Raw genomic sequence first — 16,491 nt, 5'->3', positions numbered from 1 at the left:
GCGGCGACCTGAGCGGCACGGCCGCCCGGCGCCGGTCAGAACGGATACGGCTGGATCGCCCCCTGCATCGTGAGCCACTGGGTCTCGGTGAACGCCTCCACGTTGGCCGCGGCCCCGCCGAACCGCGAGCCGGTCCCCGACGCGCCGACTCCGCCGAAGGGCGCCACCGCCTCGTCTCCCACCGTCTGGTCGTTGATGTGCACGATTCCGCTCGGGATCTGCTCGGCGATCGCCAGGGCGGCCATCACGTCGTTCCCGAGGATCCCGAGCGAGAGGCCGTACTCGGTGCCCTTGGCCAGGGAGACGGCCTGCGCGACGTCGCCGAAGCCGATCACCGGGGCGACCGGGCCGAAGACCTCCTGGGCGTAGGCCGGGGTGTCCGGCGTGACGTCGGCGAGCACCGTCGGGCGGTAGAAGAGCCCCTCGTACGTGCCGCCCGCGACGAGCCTGGCGCCCGCGTCCACGCTGGACGTCACCAGCGCGTGGATCTTGTCCCGCTGGCGCTCGTCGATGATCGGCCCGAGCGCCACCTGGCCGGTGGCCGGGTCGCCGACGGGCAGGTGGTCGGCCTTCTCTGCGAGGCGCCGCAGATAGGGTTCGAGCACGCTCTCGTGGACGAGGTGCCGTCCGGTGGTCATGCAGATCTGGCCCTGGTGCAGGAACGACCCCCACGCGCCCGCCGAGGCGGCGAGGTCCAGGTCGGCGTCTTCGAGCACGATGAGCGCCGAGTTCCCGCCCAGCTCCAGGTGCACGCGCTTCAGATGCCGGGCGGCCACCTCGCCGACGCGCCGGCCCGCGGCGGTCGACCCGGTGAAGCTGATCACCCTGACGTTCGGGTCGGTGACGAGCGCCTCCCCCGCGTCGGCGCCGCCCGGGAGCACGTGCAGCACGCCCTCGGGAAGCCCGGCCTCCTCGAAGATCCGGGCGATCGCCACGCCTCCCGAGACGGCGGTGCGCGGATCGGGCTTCAGCACGACGGCGTTGCCGAGCGCGAGCGCCGGGGCGACCGAGCGGATGGCCAGGATCAGCGGGAAGTTGAACGGCGAGATGACGCCCACCACCCCGGCCGGCAGCCGCCGGACCATACTCAGCCGGGGCTGCGCGCTCGGGATGATCTCCCCCACGGCGTGCGAGGCGAGGGCGGCCGCCTCGTAGCACTCCTGCGCCGCGGTGTCCGTCTCGACGCCCGCCTTGGGCGGGATCGACCCGGCCTCCCGTACCAGCCAGTCGCCCACCTCGGCGGCGTGCTCCTCCCACAACCGCCCGGCCCGCCGCAGGATCGCGGCCCGCTCGAGGTAGGGGCGGGCCGCCCAGGCGCGCTGCGCCCGTGCCGCGCGGGCGGCGGCCCTGGCGACGTCCTCGGCGTCCGCGACGCCGATCCGGCCCAGTTCGTGACCTGTGGCCGGCGCCCTGACCGGGGCGTCGCCGCCGGCGGGCTTGACCCAGCCGTCGCTGTAGACGGCGGCGTGCCAGGTGCTCTCTTCCAGGAAGCTCATGCGGTTCCTCCGGGCTGGATGGTCGGGTCGTCGGCGGCCACCGCGACGTCGAGCAGCAGCGGCTCGGTCCTGGTGGCGAGGGCGGGCAGGACCTCGTCGAGCGTGCTGACGAGTTCGGCGTGGGTGGTGATGCGGCGAGCCGGGCAGTTCAGCGAACGGGACAGTTCGGCGATGTCGACGTCCGTGAACGCCGGCCACGGCGGCTTGCCCCCGGCGTCCCCGGCGAGCTGGTCCATGATCGCGTAGCGGCCGTTCGTGAGCACGATGAAGAGCACGCCGCACGAGTAGCGCGCCGCGCTCCACAACCCCTGGACGGCGTAGAGGGACGAGCCGTCGCCCAGCACGGCCACGACGGGACGGCTGGGGTCGCCCATCCTGAGCCCGGCCGCCGCGGGCAGGGCGAAGCCGAGGCCGCCCATCGCCGCGCTGACGAACCCGCGCGGCGAGCGGGCCGGCAGCAGCCGGTGCAGCTCGGGCCGGGACGACGGGGTCTCCTCGACCAGTACGGCATCGCGCGGCAGCCGCTCGGCCAGCGCCGTGAAGACGTGCGCGGCGGCCAGCCGGCCGTTCGCGCCCGGGGGCGCCACGGCCCGCGACGGACGACGGACGGCGATCACCGGCCGTGGCCGCAGCCGTTCCGTGATCGCCGCGCACGCGGACGCCGCGTCCGCCAGCAGGGCCACGTCGGCATGGCTGTGGTGCAGTTCGTCCGGATCGTCGGAGATCACGGCCACCGCGAGCCCGTCCGGCACGAGCGGGCCCGGCTCGTAGACGTACTGGCGGAACGCGCCCGTGCCCACGACGAGCGCGACGTCGTGGCCCGCGAGCGCCGCCCGCAGACCGGACCGGCCGGCCGGCAGGTGACCGGCGAACTGCGGGTGGTCCTGCGGGAAGCCGGCGCGGGCGCCGAACGCCTCCTGCCAGACCGGGGCGCCGAGGCGTTCGGCCAGCGTGACCAGCGCCTCCCAGGCCCGCTGCTCGTCGGCGCCCGCCCCGACCACCAGCACCGGCGACTCCGCCCGGTCCAGCAGCCGGGCCACGCCTTCGACGTCCGGCCCCGGCCGCCTGCGGGCACGCGCCACCGCGAGCGGCCCTGCCACGTCGAGGTCCGGGTCGAACGGGGCCGACCAGTCGTCCATCGGGACCACGACGATGGCCGGGCCGCGGTGCTGGGCCGCCTCGTGGAACGCCCGCCGTACCGCGCCGGGGACGTCCTGCGGCCGGACGGGCAGGTGCTCCCACACGGGGTACGCCCCGGCCAGCCCCTCCAGCCGCCCGGCCAGGAACGGCTCCATGGCCAGGTGGCGGCGGTCCTGCTGGCCCACCAGCACGACCAGGGGCGCGCGGTTGACCCGCGCGGTCGCCAAGGCGCCGACGGCGTTGCCCAGCCCGGCCGTCGTGTGCAACTGGACGAGCGCGGGCTGCCCGGTCGCGATCGCGTGCCCGGTCGCCATGCCGACCACGGCGCCCTCGTGCAGGCCCAGGACGAACTCCAGGTCGTCGGGCAGATCGACGAGGAAGGGAATCTCGGTCGAGCCCGGGTTCGCGAACAGCCGGGTCACCCCGCACCGGCGCAGGACGTCGATCGTGGCGTCGCGAACGGTCCTCATCGCGCCACCCCGATCGACACAGACCCAGGTGACACAGACCCGGGAGACACAGCCCCGGGCGACACAACCCCAGGGGACACGGACCCGGGCGACACGGACCGGGGTGAGGCGGACCGGGGTGAGGCGGACCGGGGTGACGCGGGTGCGGACGACACGGGTGCGGGCCGCGGGCTCGCGGGCTCGGGGACCACCGTGTTCTCGTGCACGCCCAGTCCCTCGATCTCCCCGCGCAACTCGTCACCCGGCACCACGCTGCGCACCCCGGGCGGCGTGCCCGTCGAGACGACGTCGCCGGGCGCGAGCGTGAGTGCCCGCGTCAGCCAGGACAACTGCTCGGGGATGTCGTGGAACATCTCCGACGTGCTCCCGTCCTGCCGCAGCTCGCCGTTGACCCAGAAGCGGACGCGCAGCGCGTGCGGATCCGGGATCTCGTCCGCCGTGACGAACCAGGGTCCGGCGATGGCGAAGGTGTCGAACCCCTTCCCCCGGTCCATCCGGCGGTTGTCCAGCTCGGAGATGTCACGGGCGCCGACGTCGACCAGGGCGACGTAGCCGGCCACCGCGCGCATGGCGTTCTCACGGTCGAGTCCGTGGCAGCGCCGCCCGATCACCACGCCGAGCTCCAGCTCCGGATCGACGCGGCGGCTGATCGCCGGGTGGCGGAGGTCGTCGTACGGGCCCGCCAGCGCGCCGGGCGCCTTCAGGAAGCCCGAGAGGGGACGGGGCGGCGCGTCGTCCGCCGGGGGCGGTGCCTGACGGTCCCTCGGGTAGTTGCCGGTCATGCCCCAGATCGTGTGGGGACGTCCGATGGGCGGGCCGTACGACGGCCGCTCGGCGGACCACGTGCAGTCGTCCGTCAGGTCACCGGTGCCGACGGCCGCCAGCGCCCACTCGTGCGCCGCGCGTACGGCCTTGAGATCCGGATCGGCCTGCAGGGCTGCGGGGAGGGACTCCGCGATCTCCCGCCGCGACCGCGGGATCGCGTCGTCCCGGTGGCTGCCGCGGGTCTCCAGCATGCGGGCGTACGCTGCCTGCACGTCGACGAGACGGTCGCCGACGACGTCCGGGAAGCAGAGCCGGTCGCCGAGATAGGTACGCCTGATCGCGAGTTTCACTCAGACCGCCCTCGTCGGGGCCGGGGAAGAAGCGTCCACGTGGAGCCCCTCCTTTCCAACATGTCGAAAACTCCTGCGGCTTCGTCGCATGCGTCTGGCGAAGATTTCCTGGAGGTTGCACGCTAATGACGACCCAGATAACCGGGCAATAATGGAGCCGAGGATTTCCACGATGCCGAAGACCGACCCCACCGCCCCGGCCCCACCGCCGGGCGACCCGAACGCCCCGGCCGCCCCCAAGGATGCGCCGGACAGCGCCGCGCCACCCATGGACGCTCCGGACAGCGCCGTGCCGCCCAAGGACGCGCCGGACAGTGCCGCGCCGCCGCAAGGCGAGCCGAACGAGGCCGTACCACCCAAGGGCGAGCCGAACGATGCCGTGAGCAAGTGCCTGCGGGCGCTGCTCGTGCTCGCCACCCACGAGTCGCTGGGGGTCAGCGAACTGAGCAGGGAGCTAGACGTCGCGGTGTCCACCGCGCACCGCCTGCTCTCGATCATGCGCCAGCACGACTTCGTCGAGCAGGACCCGCACTCCCGCAGGTACCGGCTCGGGCTCGCGGCACGGAAGCTCGCCGAGCAGAGCAGGGTCGATCACAACCTGGTCGCCGTGGGCCACTCCCACCTCTCCCGGCTGCGCTCGGTGGTCGACGAGACCGTCAACCTCGTCGTGCTCGACGGCGCGGAGGCCCTGTTCATCGACGGCGTCCAGTCCCGCCAGCCGCTGCACGTGGCCACCCGCACCGGCGCCCGGCTACCGGCCTACGCCACCGCCGGAGGGAAGGTGCTGCTCGCGTACCTGCCGAAGGCGATCCTGCGCACCTACTACCCGTCCGAGCTACGGAGGGTGACCCGGTACACGCTGCCGGAGCGCCAGGCGCTCGAACACGAGCTGGAGAAGACCCGCGACTGCGGCTACGCGCTCAACCTCGGCGAGCACCTCGTCGAGGTGTGCGCGATCGCCGTACCGGTCAACGGGGCGCACGGCCGGCCGATCGCCGCCCTCACCGTCGCGGCCCCGCGTACCAGGTGGACACGCAGGCAGCTCGTGGCGCTGACGCCGACGCTCACCGCGACGGCCGCCGCCATCACGCACGACCTGCGCGGGCACAGGTCCTGACCGATCCTGACCGGACGGCACGGCGGCCGGGTCAGCCGCCGAGGCTGCGCGTGACACCCTGCGCGGCCACCTGGAGGGCCGACAGCAGCCGGGCGCGGTCGCGCTTCAGCGTCGGCACGACGACACCGATCGCGGCGACGGCCTCGCCGTCCCTGCCGCGTACCGGGACCGCGATCGAGCAGGCCCCGAGCGTCATCTCCTCGACCGTCGTGGCGCAGCCGTCGCGGCGTACCTGCTCCAGTTGGGCCCGCAACCGGTCGGGACGCGTGATCGTGTACGGCGTCAGCGGGGCGAGGTCGGCCATCACCGCCTCCTGGACCTCGTACGGGGCGTACGCGAGCAGCGCCTTGCCGACGCCGGTCGCGTGCATGGGCAGCCGCGCGCCGACCCGGCTCACGACCGGGACCGAGGCCCGCCCGGACAGCCGTTCCAGGTAGAGCACCTTGGCGCCGTCCCTGATGGCCAGGTGCACGGTCGCCCGCGTGACGGCGTGGATGTCGTTGAGGAACGGCGCGGCGATCCGGCGCAGCCCGGTCTGCACGGGAGCGAGGAGCCCGACGTCCCAGAGCCGCCGGCCCACGACGTACGCGCCGTCGGCCCGCCGCACCAGCGCACCGCCGGCGACCAGCTCCCCGGCCAGCCGGTACGCGGTGGGCACCGGCAGGCCCGCCCGCCGGGCCAGCTCGGTGAGCGTCAGCCGGCGGTGCCGGTCGTCGAACGCGTAGAGCAGCGCCAGCGCACGCGAGACCACCGTGGCACCCGGCGCCGAAGTGTTACCCGCCATCGCCTGCCCTCCGGCCCGTCCGCCGCCCGGTGCCTAGCCGTCGTCCTGTTCTTCCGCTCAGTGGAAGCCTAGGCTCGAACCGGGCACCCGCGCCAGGCGACGCTGCTGACTCGGGCACGTGCCCGCCCGACGTCCCGACGATCAGTGAAGGGTGGCCGCATGCCCCGTACCGTCTCCGGCACCACCGTGGGCATCGTCGGCGGTGGGCCCGCCGGTCTCATGCTGTCGCACCTGCTGCACGTCGCCGGCATCGAGTCGGTGGTCATCGACCTGCGCTCCCGTGACGAGATCGAGCACACCCACCGCGCCGGCATCCTCGAACGCGACAGCGTCCGGCTCCTGGTCGAGTCCGGCGTGTCGGACCGGGTGCTCCGCGAGGGGCACGAGCATCCGGGCATCGACCTGCGCTTCGGCGGGGTCAGCCACCGGATCGACTTCCAGGGCCTGGTCGGCGCCTCGACCTGGCTCTACCCGCAGACCGACGTGTTCGTCGACCTCGCCGACGCCCGGCTGCGCGACGGCGGCGACGTCCGCTTCGGCGTGACCGGGACGTCGGTGGTGGACGTGACCTCCGACCGGCCGGGCCTGCTGTTCACCGACGCCGACGGCGTGGCCCACGAGGTGCGCTGCGACGTTCTGGTCGGCGCGGACGGCTCGCGCAGCATGACCCGCCTCTCCGTCGCCGGGCGCAGGGAGTATTTCCGCCAGTATCCGTTCGCCTGGTTCGGGATCCTGTGCGAGGCCCCGCCCAGCGCGCCGCTGCTCATCTACACCCGGTCGGATCGCGGGTTCGCGCTGATCAGCCAGCGGACCGACCGCGTGCAGCGGATGTACTTCCAGTGCTCGCCCGAGGAGGCGGTCGACGACTGGCCGGAGGACCGGATCTGGTCGGAGCTGCAGGCGCGCCTGGCGGGCGAGGACGGCTTCGCGCTGAAGGAGGGCCGGATCTTCGAGAAGACCGTGCTCCCGTTCCGTTCGTACGTCTGCGAGCCGATGCGCCACGGCAACCTGCTCCTCGCCGGGGACGCCGCCCACACCGTGCCGCCGACCGGCGCGAAGGGCCTCAACCTGGCGCTCGCCGACGTACGGGTGCTCGCCGAGGTGCTGGAACGGGCCCTGCGCAAGAACGACCGTTCGGCACTGGACGACTACACAGAACGCGCGCTGGCCAGGGTGTGGCGGGCCCAGCACTTCTCCTACTGGATGACCACGATGCTCCACTCCACCGAGGAGTCCACGGACTTCGACGTACGCCGGCAACTCGGCGAACTGGACGCGGTCGCCGGGTCCCGCGCGGGGGCGACGTACCTGGCCGAGGGGTACACGGGCTGGCCGCACGGCTGACCCGCGGGTGTGCCGTCCCGGGTCACCGCGCGGGTGACCCGGGCGCGGCGCGATCAGTCGTCGTCGCCGCCGTGCCGGCCTCCGTGGTCGTCGTCGCCGCCGTGCCGACCGCCGTCGTCGTCACGACCGCCGTCGTCGTCCTTGTCGGCCCGGCGGCTCTCGTGGTGAATGATCTTGCCGGTGGCGACGGCGACGTACAGTTCGTGGCGCTGGGAGCCCTTGAGGAGCTTGATCTCCCACACGTCCGGACGCGTGCCCCGGCGTTCGTACTCGACCTTGGTGACCTTGGCTCCCGGCACCGCCTTGAGCGCGATGCGTACGGCCTGCTGTCTGGTGACCTTACCGGTGGCCCCGGTGGTGAGAGCGGTCGTGCCCGCCGGGGCGGACGCGGTCGCGGCCAGGGCCACGCCTCCGCCCGCGATCAACGTGACGGCTCCGGTGCCTACGACGATGAACCTCTTCATGAGCTGCATGGCCTCACTCAACCGCCGACGCCGGTAACCGCGCGCTAAGCGGCGGTTAAGGCCGGGCTCCTGGAGGGGTGCGGGGAACGCGCGTGTGGCCGAGGGGGGAAGATTCGTTGTATGTCCAAATTTCTCTCCCGCGAGACCCTCAGCGGAACGTGGGGCACCGTGCTGCTGCCGCTCCGCCCCGACGACACCATCGACCGCCCCCGCCTGCTGGACGAGCTGGACGTGCTGGCCGCCGCCGGGCTCGACGGCGTCTACGCCCACGGCACGGCCGGTGAGTTCCACGAGCTGGACGACGAGGAGTTCCAGCAGGTCAACGAGCTGGTCGCGGAGCGGTTCGCGGGACGCCCGATCCAGATCGGCGCCGGGCACATGAGCGCGCGGGCCTGCCTGCGGCGGGTGGCCATGGCGCGGGCGGTCGAGCCCGGCGCGATCCAGGTGACGCTGCCCGACTGGGTGCCGCTCTCCCGGTCCGAGGTCCTGACGTTCCTGGAGCGGGCCGCGGAGGTGGCCGACCCCGTCCCGCTGGTGCTCTACAACCCGCCGCACGCCAAGACCCAGGTGGGGCCGGACGAGTACGCCGTGCTCGCCGAACGCCTGCCCGCGCTCATCGGGATGAAGGTCGCGGGCGGCGACCCCGCCTGGTACGCCGAGATCACCGGCAAGGCGGGCGACCTCGCGCTCTTCGTCGCCGGGCACACCCTCGCCACGGGCACGGAACTCGGCGCGAAGGGCTCCTACTCCAACATCGCCGCGCTCAATCCCACCGGCGCCATGGCCTGGCAGCGGCTGATCAGGTCGGACGGCGCGGCGGCGCGCGACGTCGAACGGCGGATCGCCCGGTTCTTCGCCGAATACGTGGCCCCGCTCCAGGCCGAGGGCTACTCCAACCCGGCACTCGACAAGTTCCTGGCCCACGTCGGCGGCTGGGCCGACCTCGGGACCAGGATCCGGTGGCCGTACCGGTCGGTCGATGAGGCGTACGCGCTGCGGCTGCGCCCGATCGCCCGGACCGACCTGCCCGAACTGTTCCCGGACGGCCGGTGAGCCGGCCCGGGTGACCGCCGGCCCGCGCCGCCCGCGTTCAGGCCAGGAACTCGGCGAGCGGGAAGGACCGGTGGGAGCGCGGCGGGATCAGGAAGTTCTGCCGGTGCGTCGTGTGCACGACGGAGTTCAGGCCCGCTGCCCGGGAGCGCGGGGAGAAGGAGGCGCGCCTGCCGCCGGGCAGCTCGCCGTCCATGGCGAGGCGCACGCGGTTGAAGATCTCGGTCGTCGGGGTGAAGAGCAGGAAATGCAGCCCGGCGGCCGGCTGCTTGCTGTAGTGGTCTCCCGCGGGATCCGAGGTGTAGTGGAACGGGTTGTCCATCGTGGCGAAGTCGCCGCGATTCGTGATGGCCGTGTTCACGGGGTAGCGGTGGCCGTAGTTGCTGGTCAGTTCCCGCTGCAGGCGGTTCACCGGCTGCATGCTCCCGTTGTGCCCGTAGGCGTGGAATTTCGCTATGTCGTGAAGGACGTCGGCCTCGTTCTGCTCCGGCGGGTCCGCCGTGACCGTGTTCGGCGGGAAGGAGATTCCCGGGCGGAACATGGCGTGGATGCGGTCCTCGAATTTCGGGAACGTCGTGGAGTACCAGGCCACGAGGTCCTGGAACAGGTGCGACAGGGGCATGATGGTCCCCTGCTTGAAATAGCCGTTGGGCCACTGGTCGGTCCAGCCGGGAAACGTCTCGAAGTTGGAGACGGGGGTGGAGCTCTCCGCGTCCCTGAGCGTGGTGGTGAATCCCAGGAAGATCGGCGACTGCCGGGGAATGAGCTTCGCGCCCGGCAGGTCGTGCTCGATCGCCAGTTTGCTGGCCAGCGTCTGTCCTCCGGTGTGCCCGCCGCCGGTGAAGCCCCGGCGGATGCTGGTGACCTTGAACAGGTCGCCCGCCTGGTCGGCGCCCGTCCCGAACAGCGCGTTCGTGGCGGTCATGAGGGTGGTGAGCGAGTCGCCGCGCAGCAGGACGGCCACGTCGTTCTGTTCCAGGCGGATCGGCCCGAAGCCGGGCGGCGGCTCGTCGCTGGGAAAGGTCCTCGACTCCTGCAGCGCGTAAACGGTTTTCCCGCGCTCTTTCGAGGTGGTCAGGTCCACCGGCAAATACGCCGGGTACGCCGTGCCGGCGTCGAAATAGCCGGACCCCTTCCCGAGCCGGGGAATGTAATTCTCGAAATACGGCAGCCCCCAGGACACCGTGACGGTTACTCCGCTCGGGGCGGGCGGGAACTGCTGTTCCAGGCGGCGCAGCACTTCTTCCAGGTGGCGCTGCGCCGCCTGGAGGGATTTCGCGTCGGCCGGCACGTTCAGCTTCGCCGTGATGACATGAGCGTGGTACGGCGGGATCGCCACCGCCATCGTGCCCTTGCTGCTGGCGACTCCGGTGCCGTCGTCCATGATGACGCGCGGGCGTGGGAAGACGTACTGTTCCGGCGGCAGGGCGGGCCGGGACGGCGGGGTGGAGGGGGTGGGCGGGGTCGGCCGTTCCCGCGTCCCGATCAGCGCGTCGACGAGTTCGTAGATTCCCGCGGAGGCCAGGGCCGCGGCGAGGGTGCCCCCGGCGAGCAGATACCGCCTGCTCGGCATTCTCTTGTCCTGCGCCTCGGGCGAGTCGCTTCCTTCGCTGCCTGCCATGCCGGGCGTCGTACCATGCCACCGGCCCGCCAAAACCGGTCTTTTCCGCATTTTGGACGGCGCTTTGTCCCGACTAATATTCGAAATAGGCGCCTCTGCGTGCGGTGATTATTCGAAACTCTCATGGTCACCGGAAAGGCGCGACGGCCTTCCCGGTGACCCACCGACGCGCTGTCAGGTCAGGTCTGCGTGCCGACGACCGTGCCGTCGGTGTCGGAGGTGAAGGGTGTGGGCTTGACCCGCAGCCGGCCGCCGCCGTCCACGTGCAGCGCGCCGCCGCCCATGGGCAGGTGGTTGGGGGCGATGCCGTCGAGCCCGGTGTTGCCGAAGCAGGCCCCCGCGTACAGGGTGCCGCCGTCGAACTTGATCTTCGACCCCGCGCCGAAGGTGTTCATGGCGATCAGCGCCGAGGCCCCGGTGGTGACGATCAGCCGCTGCTCGCCCGTACCCGCGATGGTGTTGCCGACGCACTGGTTGTCGAGGCCCTCGAAGCGACCGGCGAACGGCGCTCCGGCGACGTCGAAGCGGTTGTGGTGGATGACGCTCCTCGGGCCCTTGACCCGGAACGCGGCGGCCCCTGCCGAGGTGAAGTGCGAGCCGGTGAGGGTCAGCCCTTCGGCGGCGGGCGCGCCGTTGAGCACGAACGTCCCGGTGCTCTCGCGTACCTCCAGGCCGGAGACCGTGACGTTGGCGGCGGTGACGAAGACCGCCTCCTGCGCCGCGGAGTTGCGGTGGGCCACGGAGCCGTCGGCGAACGTGTTCGACGGCCCCGCGCAGTGGATCGCCCGGCCGTCGGCGGCGCTGCCGAGGGTGGCGCCGAAGTGGAAGTCGCGCACCGAGCAGTTGCGCACGTCGGCGTCGAAGAAGATCATGCGGCGGTTGGTGTCGCCGCCGCGGATGCCGCGGAGGTGGCTGTCGCGCACCAGCCGGGTGAAGATCACGAAGGATCCCGCTCCGGACGTGTTGCCGAAGTCGATGTCCCGGAAGCTCACCCGATAGGCGTTGGAGACCACGATGCCGTTGTAGCCCGTGGTCGTGCAGGACACCTTGGTGAACCCGATGTCGGAGATGTCGGTGCCGGCCAGGTCGGCGGTGCTCTTCACGCCTCCGGGGTAGTAGCTGAGGTCGACCCCCGCCGTCTGCCCCTCCACGCTGATCGCCGAGAACGTCGAACCGGGCTCGGTCGCGGTGCTGTAGATCGTGATGTCCTGGCACTGCACGTTGCGGCAGTGGTACTGGAAGGTCAGCGCCTTGCGGCCGATGCGGCTGAAGTACATGTTGTCCACGCGCACATCCGCCAGGAACGAGCCGCCCAGACCGTTGTTGTTCTTGGTGTTGCGCGTGTCCAGGTGCAGGCCGGAGACCCGGACGCCGCGCACCGTGCGCGCGGGCGGGCCGTCGGCCGTGGTGGGCGCGTCACCGCGGATGCCGATCAGCGCGCCGGCCCCGGTCTCGATCGAGAACAGGGTGATCTTGGAACGGTAGCCGTCGCCGTACCAGGTCGTGCCGTCGAGCTGCAGCGAGATGAGCTGGGTGGTCCGGTAGGTCTTGTCGGTGCCGGGCACGTAGATGACCCGGTTCAGGCGGGCGGCGGCCAGCAGGGCCTCGGTGTCGTCGGCGCCCGTGCCGCTCTCCTCGTCGTAGTCGCCCTTGGCGCCCAGGGCCCGGACCGAGACCACGTCGTCGGCGATCTCCCACCAGGCGCCGTCCGCCGACTTCAGGTGCCACCGGTCGGTCCTGCCCGGGGCGGCGGTCAGCCGCCGGTAGAGCGCGCCGCCGCCGTCACCGGGCTCGGCGTAGCCGTCGGTGCGCAGCACCGTGTGCGTGGCCGGTATGTGGGTGGACGCGACCGCGGCCGCGCTGGCCACCGGCAGCGCCGCGGCGGCCCGCCGAGCCGCCTCGGTCTGTGCGGCCCCGGTCTGTGCGGCCCCGGTCTGTGCGGCCCCGGTCTGGGCCGCGGCGGGGGAGGCGCCGAGGAGGACCGCGCCGGTGGCGCCTGCGCCGGCGTATCCGAGCAGGCTGCGCCGCGACATCGGGGGTACGGGGGCATGGGACATGACGGCTCCTTGCATGGGGGTTGAGAGGGATCCGTTACGGCTCAGCGGGCGCGAAGCTCGATGAGCATTGCCTGGGACGGGTTGAGCAGCGGGGCCGCGAGCCCCGCCCGCGTGAGCAGGGCGCCGGGCAGCGTGGTTCCCGCGGCCGACCAGGCCGGCTGGCGGAAGCGGCGGTCCGGGGCGGCGGTCAGGTCGGTCAGGGGTGTCACGTGGTAGGTGGCGTGTTCGTCGAGCCCGGCCAGCCGGAGCCGGGGCGGCGCGACGTACGGGGAGGTGGCGGTGGCGACGCAGGCGAACAGCGCATGACGGCGGTCGGCCGAGACCACGCCGTGGGTCAGGAGTTCGGGCCGGTGGCCCGGGTCGACCCTGACGACCTCCCCGCCGTGCAGCAGCGGCCGCAGCCGCTTGTACGCCTCCGTCCAGCGGCGCAGGTACGCCAGCTCCTCAGGCGTGCAGGTGGTCAGGTCCCACTCCAGCCCCGCGTGGCCGAACAACGCGGTGGCCGCGCGGAAGGGCAGGTCGGCGGCGCGGCCGGTGACGTGGGCGGTCGGCGGCCCGATATGCGAGCCGATCAGCTCCGGCGGCACCAGGACCGACAGCCAGCGCTGGATGTCCTGCCGGTCCAGCGGGTCGTTGGTGTCGGAGGCCCACACCCGGTCGGTACGGGCCAGGATGCCGAGGTCGATGCGCGCGCCGCCGGAGGAGCACGACTCGATCTCCAGCCGTGGATGCCGCTCGCGCAGGCGGTCGAGCAGCCGGTAGAGCGCCAGGGTCTGCGCCCGGACGCCGGGGCCGCCGTCGTGCACGGCCTCCAGCAGGTCACGGTTGTGGTCCCACTTCAGGTAGCCGACGCCGTACTCGCTCACCAGGGCGTCCAGCCGCCCGAGGATGTGCTCGAAGGCGTCGGGGACGGCCAGGTCGAGCACGTGCTGGTGGCGCCACTCGCGCGGGGTGCGGCCCGGCGCGGCCAGCAGCCAGTCGGGGTGGGCGCGGGCCAGGTCGGAGTCGAGGTTGACCATCTCGGGTTCGACCCAGAGCCCGAACTCCATGCCGAGTTCGCGGACGCGGTCGGCCAGCGGGTTGAGCCCCTCGGGCCAGGTGTCCTTCGCGACGTGCCAGTCGCCGAGCCCGGCGGTGTCGTTCCCCCGGCCGTGGAACCAGCCGTCGTCCAGGACGAACCGTTCCACGCCGATCTCGGCGGCGCGTTCCGCCAGGGTGAGGAGGTGGTCGGGCCGCTGGTCGAAGTAGACGGCCTCCCAGGTGTTCAGCACGACCGGACGAGGCGTGCGCGGATGGCCGGGACGGGCGCGCAGCCACCGGTGCAGGCGGTCGCTCACACCGTCGAGGCCGCGGTCGGAGTAGGCGAAGTAGGCCCACGGGGACGCGTACGACTCGCCCGGAGCCAGCCGTACCTCGCCGGGGCCGAGCAGTTCGCCCGCGCCGATGACCGACCAGCCCTCGGGAAGCCGCTCGGCGTGGTGCTGGTGGTTGCCGCTCCAGCCGAGGTGCACCGCCCACACCTCCCCGTGCCGGAAGCCGAAGCCGGGGGTGCCGGCGACCAGCAGGCCGGTGGCGCTGTGCCCAGTGCGTCCCCGGCGCAGCTCCAGGGAGCGGATGCCCTGGTGGAAGGGGGAACGCTGGGGGTGGCGCTCGCGGCCCCAGCGTCCGGTCCAGTCCATCAGCTCGCCCGCGTGGTCGGGCACCGGCAGCACTGACAGCGGCGCGGCCAGGGTCCACGGGGTGCTGCCGAGGTTGGTCAGCGTGTGCCGCAGCCGCACCACCCCTTGGGGCTCCAGGTGCAGCTCGGTCGCGGTGCCGACGCCCGCCTCCGCGTCCTCGGCACGGATGAGCACCCGGCCCTCGGGGGCCTCCGCCTCGACGTCCGTCGTACGCAACCGCAGGTGGGGCGGGCGGCCCTCGCCGTGTCCCGCGACGCCGGGCCGTCCCTGCCAGCCCTCGTGCTCACCGGGCAGCAGCGACAGCACGGGCGGGACCGGCGGGGAGGCGCCGAGCCGGGCGGGGGTCCAGGCGCCGGTCAGCGCGTCGAGCGACACGCCGTCCAGCGGGCCCAGGGCCGGGCCCCAGTGCAGGACACTGGGTAACCCGGGGCCGTCGAGGCTCAGCACGAGCGCCGTGCCGTCGGCGCTCAGGATCAGCGGCTCAGGCATGCGCGCCGCCCTGACCTGCCGGTGGGGCCTGCTCGCCGGAGGGCGGGCGGGCGTCCGCCGGGTCGATGAGGGCGATCCGCCGGCGTACGTCGTCGAAGTGCGCGCGCATCTCGGCCGCCGCCAGCTCCGCGTCACCCTCGCGCAGGGCCCGTACGATCGCCAGGTGGATGGGCGCCAGCCTGCGCTTCCCCGGCGCTTTGAGAGCCTCCCCCAGCCGGGCGAACAGCTCCCAGAACGTCTCTATCACCTGGTCGACCAGCGTGTTGCCGAGCGCCCGGTAAAGCCGCAGGTGGAACTCCTTGTCCACGTCGGAGGTGGGCACCCCGGCCGTCTCCCGCTCCCCCATCACCTTGGCCAGCCGCTCGCATTCGTGCAGCTCGACGCTGGCCGGGAGCTTGGCGACGAACGCCATCAGCCCCACCTCCATGGCCTCGCGCGCCACCAGGATCTCGCCGAAGCGGGCGCCGGTGTCGGCCAGCCCGTACGGCAACTGCTCGATGATGGGACGGAAGGAGAAGGCGGAGACGAACAGCCCGTTGCCATGCCGCGCCTCGATCACCCCGAGCGTCTGCAGGCTCCTGGTGGCCTCCCTCAGCGAGAGCCTGCTGACGCCCAGCTCACTGGCTAGGGCCGCCTCCGGCGGCAGCCGATCGCCCGGACGCAACCTGTGCGTCTGGATGTACTCCTTGAGGCGGGCCTGCGCCTCGCGGTAGATGGGCGACTTGGTCAACTCGCCGTCCCCGTCCGCTCCGCCACGATCGGCCGCAGGTCCTCGGCCAGGCGGTCGATCTGCGCCATCGCGTCGGCGGGCAGCGAGTCCCATGGCGAGCGGCACCGCCCGGTGCGGGGCCCGAACCGGGAGACCAGTTCCTTGACCGTGGCGAGCGAGCCGAGCCGGTCGGCCAGCTCGGCCACGTCCCTGAAGGGACGGTGCAGGTGCGCGGCCTCGTCCAGGCGTCCCTCCGTGGCGGCGGCGAAGACCTGCCGGGCGCGGGGGGCGAGGAAGTTGTACAGGCTGCCGATGACGGACCGCGCGCCCAGCGCCAGCGCCGCGGGGAGCAGCTCGTCCTTGCCCCAGTAGACGCGCACGCCGGGCGCGACCTGCTGGGTCCTGGCGAACTCCAGCAGGTCGCCGTCGGTGAACTTCACGGCCGTCAGCGTCGGGACGTGCTTGACGCCCTCGGCGACCACCGCGGACACCGGCAGGTCCAGGCCCGTCATGCCGGGAATGTGGTAGTAGCAGAGCGGCACGCCGGGCGCCGCCTCCGCGATTGCGGCCAGGTGCGCCACCACCGCCTCCACCTTGGCGGAGGTGCCGTAGTAGGGGGCCACCGCGGCGATCATGTCGGCCCCGAGGCTGGCCGCCTGAGCGGCGAGTTCGCGCGCCTGCCCCAGGGCGGTGTGCCCGACATGCACGCCGAGCCCCAGCCCGGCCGGACGGTGCTCGGCCCACGCCGCGGCCAGCTCCAGCCGCTCAGCGGTGGACAGGGCGGGGAACTCCCCCGTCGTCCCGCCGACGAAGACGCCGTTCACCCCCTCCCCGAGCAGGTGGGCGGCCTGCTCGCCGACGGCCTCCAGGCGAAGCTCGCCTTCGGGGCCGAACGGCGTGTTGACGGCCGCCCAGATCTCGAGGCCGGTGCCTCCGGGAACAACGTGCATCAAGTA

General features: G+C 72.8%; 13 protein-coding genes. 3 read left to right on the top strand and 10 right to left on the bottom strand.

What is annotated here, in order from left to right; all coding sequences use genetic code 11:
* Window positions 1–35 precede the first annotated feature (35 nt).
* From ACZ6S0_RS24505 to ACZ6S0_RS24495, 3 genes are read right to left on the bottom strand one after another with little or no spacing between them, the layout of a single operon-like run.
* Complete coding sequence (locus ACZ6S0_RS24505) at window positions 36–1,496, bottom strand: benzaldehyde dehydrogenase (protein ID WP_465921645.1); 1,461 nt, start codon at window positions 1,494–1,496, stop codon at window positions 36–38.
* Window positions 1,493–3,106: a thiamine pyrophosphate-binding protein gene (locus ACZ6S0_RS24500; protein WP_465921644.1), complete on the bottom strand. Its 1,614-nt coding sequence runs from the start codon at window positions 3,104–3,106 to the stop codon at window positions 1,493–1,495. The genes ACZ6S0_RS24505 and ACZ6S0_RS24500 overlap by 4 nt, the downstream gene beginning before the upstream one ends.
* Window positions 3,103–4,221 carry a fumarylacetoacetate hydrolase family protein gene (locus tag ACZ6S0_RS24495; RefSeq protein WP_465921643.1) on the bottom strand — a complete coding sequence of 373 codons (1,119 nt, stop codon included), beginning with the start codon at window positions 4,219–4,221 and terminating at the stop codon, window positions 3,103–3,105. Before ACZ6S0_RS24495 ends, ACZ6S0_RS24500 begins: the two co-directional genes overlap by 4 nt.
* A gap of 172 nt (window positions 4,222–4,393) precedes the next feature.
* Here ACZ6S0_RS24495 and ACZ6S0_RS24490 point away from each other — a divergent pair, with 172 nt between their 5' ends.
* A complete protein-coding gene (locus ACZ6S0_RS24490) occupies window positions 4,394–5,338 on the top strand; it encodes an IclR family transcriptional regulator (protein ID WP_465921642.1) in 945 nt (314 codons plus the stop codon).
* Between the two features lie 31 nt (window positions 5,339–5,369).
* Here ACZ6S0_RS24490 and ACZ6S0_RS24485 read toward each other — a convergent pair whose 3' ends face one another.
* Window positions 5,370–6,122: an IclR family transcriptional regulator gene (locus tag ACZ6S0_RS24485; RefSeq protein ID WP_465921641.1), complete on the bottom strand. Its 753-nt coding sequence runs from the start codon at window positions 6,120–6,122 to the stop codon at window positions 5,370–5,372.
* A gap of 159 nt (window positions 6,123–6,281) precedes the next feature.
* Here ACZ6S0_RS24485 and ACZ6S0_RS24480 point away from each other — a divergent pair, with 159 nt between their 5' ends.
* On the top strand, window positions 6,282–7,466 hold the full coding sequence (locus ACZ6S0_RS24480; protein WP_465921640.1) for a 4-hydroxybenzoate 3-monooxygenase: 1,185 nt from the start codon (window positions 6,282–6,284) through the stop codon (window positions 7,464–7,466).
* Between the two features lie 53 nt (window positions 7,467–7,519).
* On the opposite strand, the gene ACZ6S0_RS24475 is transcribed toward ACZ6S0_RS24480, so the two are convergent.
* Window positions 7,520–7,939: a PepSY domain-containing protein gene (locus ACZ6S0_RS24475; RefSeq protein ID WP_465921639.1), complete on the bottom strand. Its 420-nt coding sequence runs from the start codon at window positions 7,937–7,939 to the stop codon at window positions 7,520–7,522.
* A gap of 111 nt (window positions 7,940–8,050) precedes the next feature.
* On the opposite strand from ACZ6S0_RS24475, the gene ACZ6S0_RS24470 reads away from it, so the two are divergent.
* Window positions 8,051–8,983, top strand: coding sequence for a dihydrodipicolinate synthase family protein (locus ACZ6S0_RS24470; protein WP_465921638.1), 933 nt, complete (start codon window positions 8,051–8,053; stop codon window positions 8,981–8,983).
* Between the two features lie 37 nt (window positions 8,984–9,020).
* On the opposite strand, the gene ACZ6S0_RS24465 is transcribed toward ACZ6S0_RS24470, so the two are convergent.
* The 5 genes from ACZ6S0_RS24465 to ACZ6S0_RS24445 all read right to left on the bottom strand — a co-directional run bounded on the left by ACZ6S0_RS24465 (window position 9,021) and on the right by ACZ6S0_RS24445 (window position 16,485).
* Window positions 9,021–10,601 carry a DUF7405 family protein gene (locus tag ACZ6S0_RS24465; RefSeq protein WP_465921637.1) on the bottom strand — a complete coding sequence of 527 codons (1,581 nt, stop codon included), beginning with the start codon at window positions 10,599–10,601 and terminating at the stop codon, window positions 9,021–9,023.
* A gap of 179 nt (window positions 10,602–10,780) precedes the next feature.
* Window positions 10,781–12,658 carry a hypothetical protein gene (locus tag ACZ6S0_RS24460; protein WP_465921636.1) on the bottom strand — a complete coding sequence of 626 codons (1,878 nt, stop codon included), beginning with the start codon at window positions 12,656–12,658 and terminating at the stop codon, window positions 10,781–10,783.
* Between the two features lie 41 nt (window positions 12,659–12,699).
* Window positions 12,700–14,826, bottom strand: coding sequence for an alpha-galactosidase (locus tag ACZ6S0_RS24455; protein WP_465921635.1), 2,127 nt, complete (start codon window positions 14,824–14,826; stop codon window positions 12,700–12,702).
* Entirely contained in the window at window positions 14,819–15,556 is a 738-nt protein-coding gene (locus tag ACZ6S0_RS24450; RefSeq protein WP_465921634.1) for a FadR/GntR family transcriptional regulator, read from the bottom strand. Before ACZ6S0_RS24450 ends, ACZ6S0_RS24455 begins: the two co-directional genes overlap by 8 nt.
* Window positions 15,553–16,485, bottom strand: a complete 933-nt coding sequence (locus tag ACZ6S0_RS24445; protein ID WP_465921633.1) for a dihydrodipicolinate synthase family protein — start codon at window positions 16,483–16,485, stop codon at window positions 15,553–15,555. Before ACZ6S0_RS24445 ends, ACZ6S0_RS24450 begins: the two co-directional genes overlap by 4 nt.
* Between the last annotated feature and the right edge of the window lie 6 nt (window positions 16,486–16,491).

It is taken from the genome of Nonomuraea sp. NPDC051298 (assembly GCF_055586305.1).
The sequence above is the reverse complement of the archived record's forward strand: the minus strand, read 5'-3'. Positions and strand labels throughout refer to the sequence as shown.

Coding starts and splice junctions, on each gene's coding strand:
- ACZ6S0_RS24505 (WP_465921645.1), bottom strand. CDS start 1,496: ATGAGCTTCCTGGAAGAGAGCACCTGGCACGCCGCCGTCTACAGCGAC.
- ACZ6S0_RS24500 (WP_465921644.1), bottom strand. CDS start 3,106: ATGAGGACCGTTCGCGACGCCACGATCGACGTCCTGCGCCGGTGCGGG.
- ACZ6S0_RS24490 (WP_465921642.1), top strand. CDS start 4,394: ATGCCGAAGACCGACCCCACCGCCCCGGCCCCACCGCCGGGCGACCCG.
- ACZ6S0_RS24485 (WP_465921641.1), bottom strand. CDS start 6,122: ATGGCGGGTAACACTTCGGCGCCGGGTGCCACGGTGGTCTCGCGTGCG.
- ACZ6S0_RS24480 (WP_465921640.1), top strand. CDS start 6,282: ATGCCCCGTACCGTCTCCGGCACCACCGTGGGCATCGTCGGCGGTGGG.
- ACZ6S0_RS24475 (WP_465921639.1), bottom strand. CDS start 7,939: ATGCAGCTCATGAAGAGGTTCATCGTCGTAGGCACCGGAGCCGTCACG.
- ACZ6S0_RS24470 (WP_465921638.1), top strand. CDS start 8,051: ATGTCCAAATTTCTCTCCCGCGAGACCCTCAGCGGAACGTGGGGCACC.
- ACZ6S0_RS24465 (WP_465921637.1), bottom strand. CDS start 10,601: ATGGCAGGCAGCGAAGGAAGCGACTCGCCCGAGGCGCAGGACAAGAGA.
- ACZ6S0_RS24460 (WP_465921636.1), bottom strand. CDS start 12,658: ATGTCCCATGCCCCCGTACCCCCGATGTCGCGGCGCAGCCTGCTCGGA.
- ACZ6S0_RS24455 (WP_465921635.1), bottom strand. CDS start 14,826: ATGCCTGAGCCGCTGATCCTGAGCGCCGACGGCACGGCGCTCGTGCTG.
- ACZ6S0_RS24445 (WP_465921633.1), bottom strand. CDS start 16,485: ATGCACGTTGTTCCCGGAGGCACCGGCCTCGAGATCTGGGCGGCCGTC.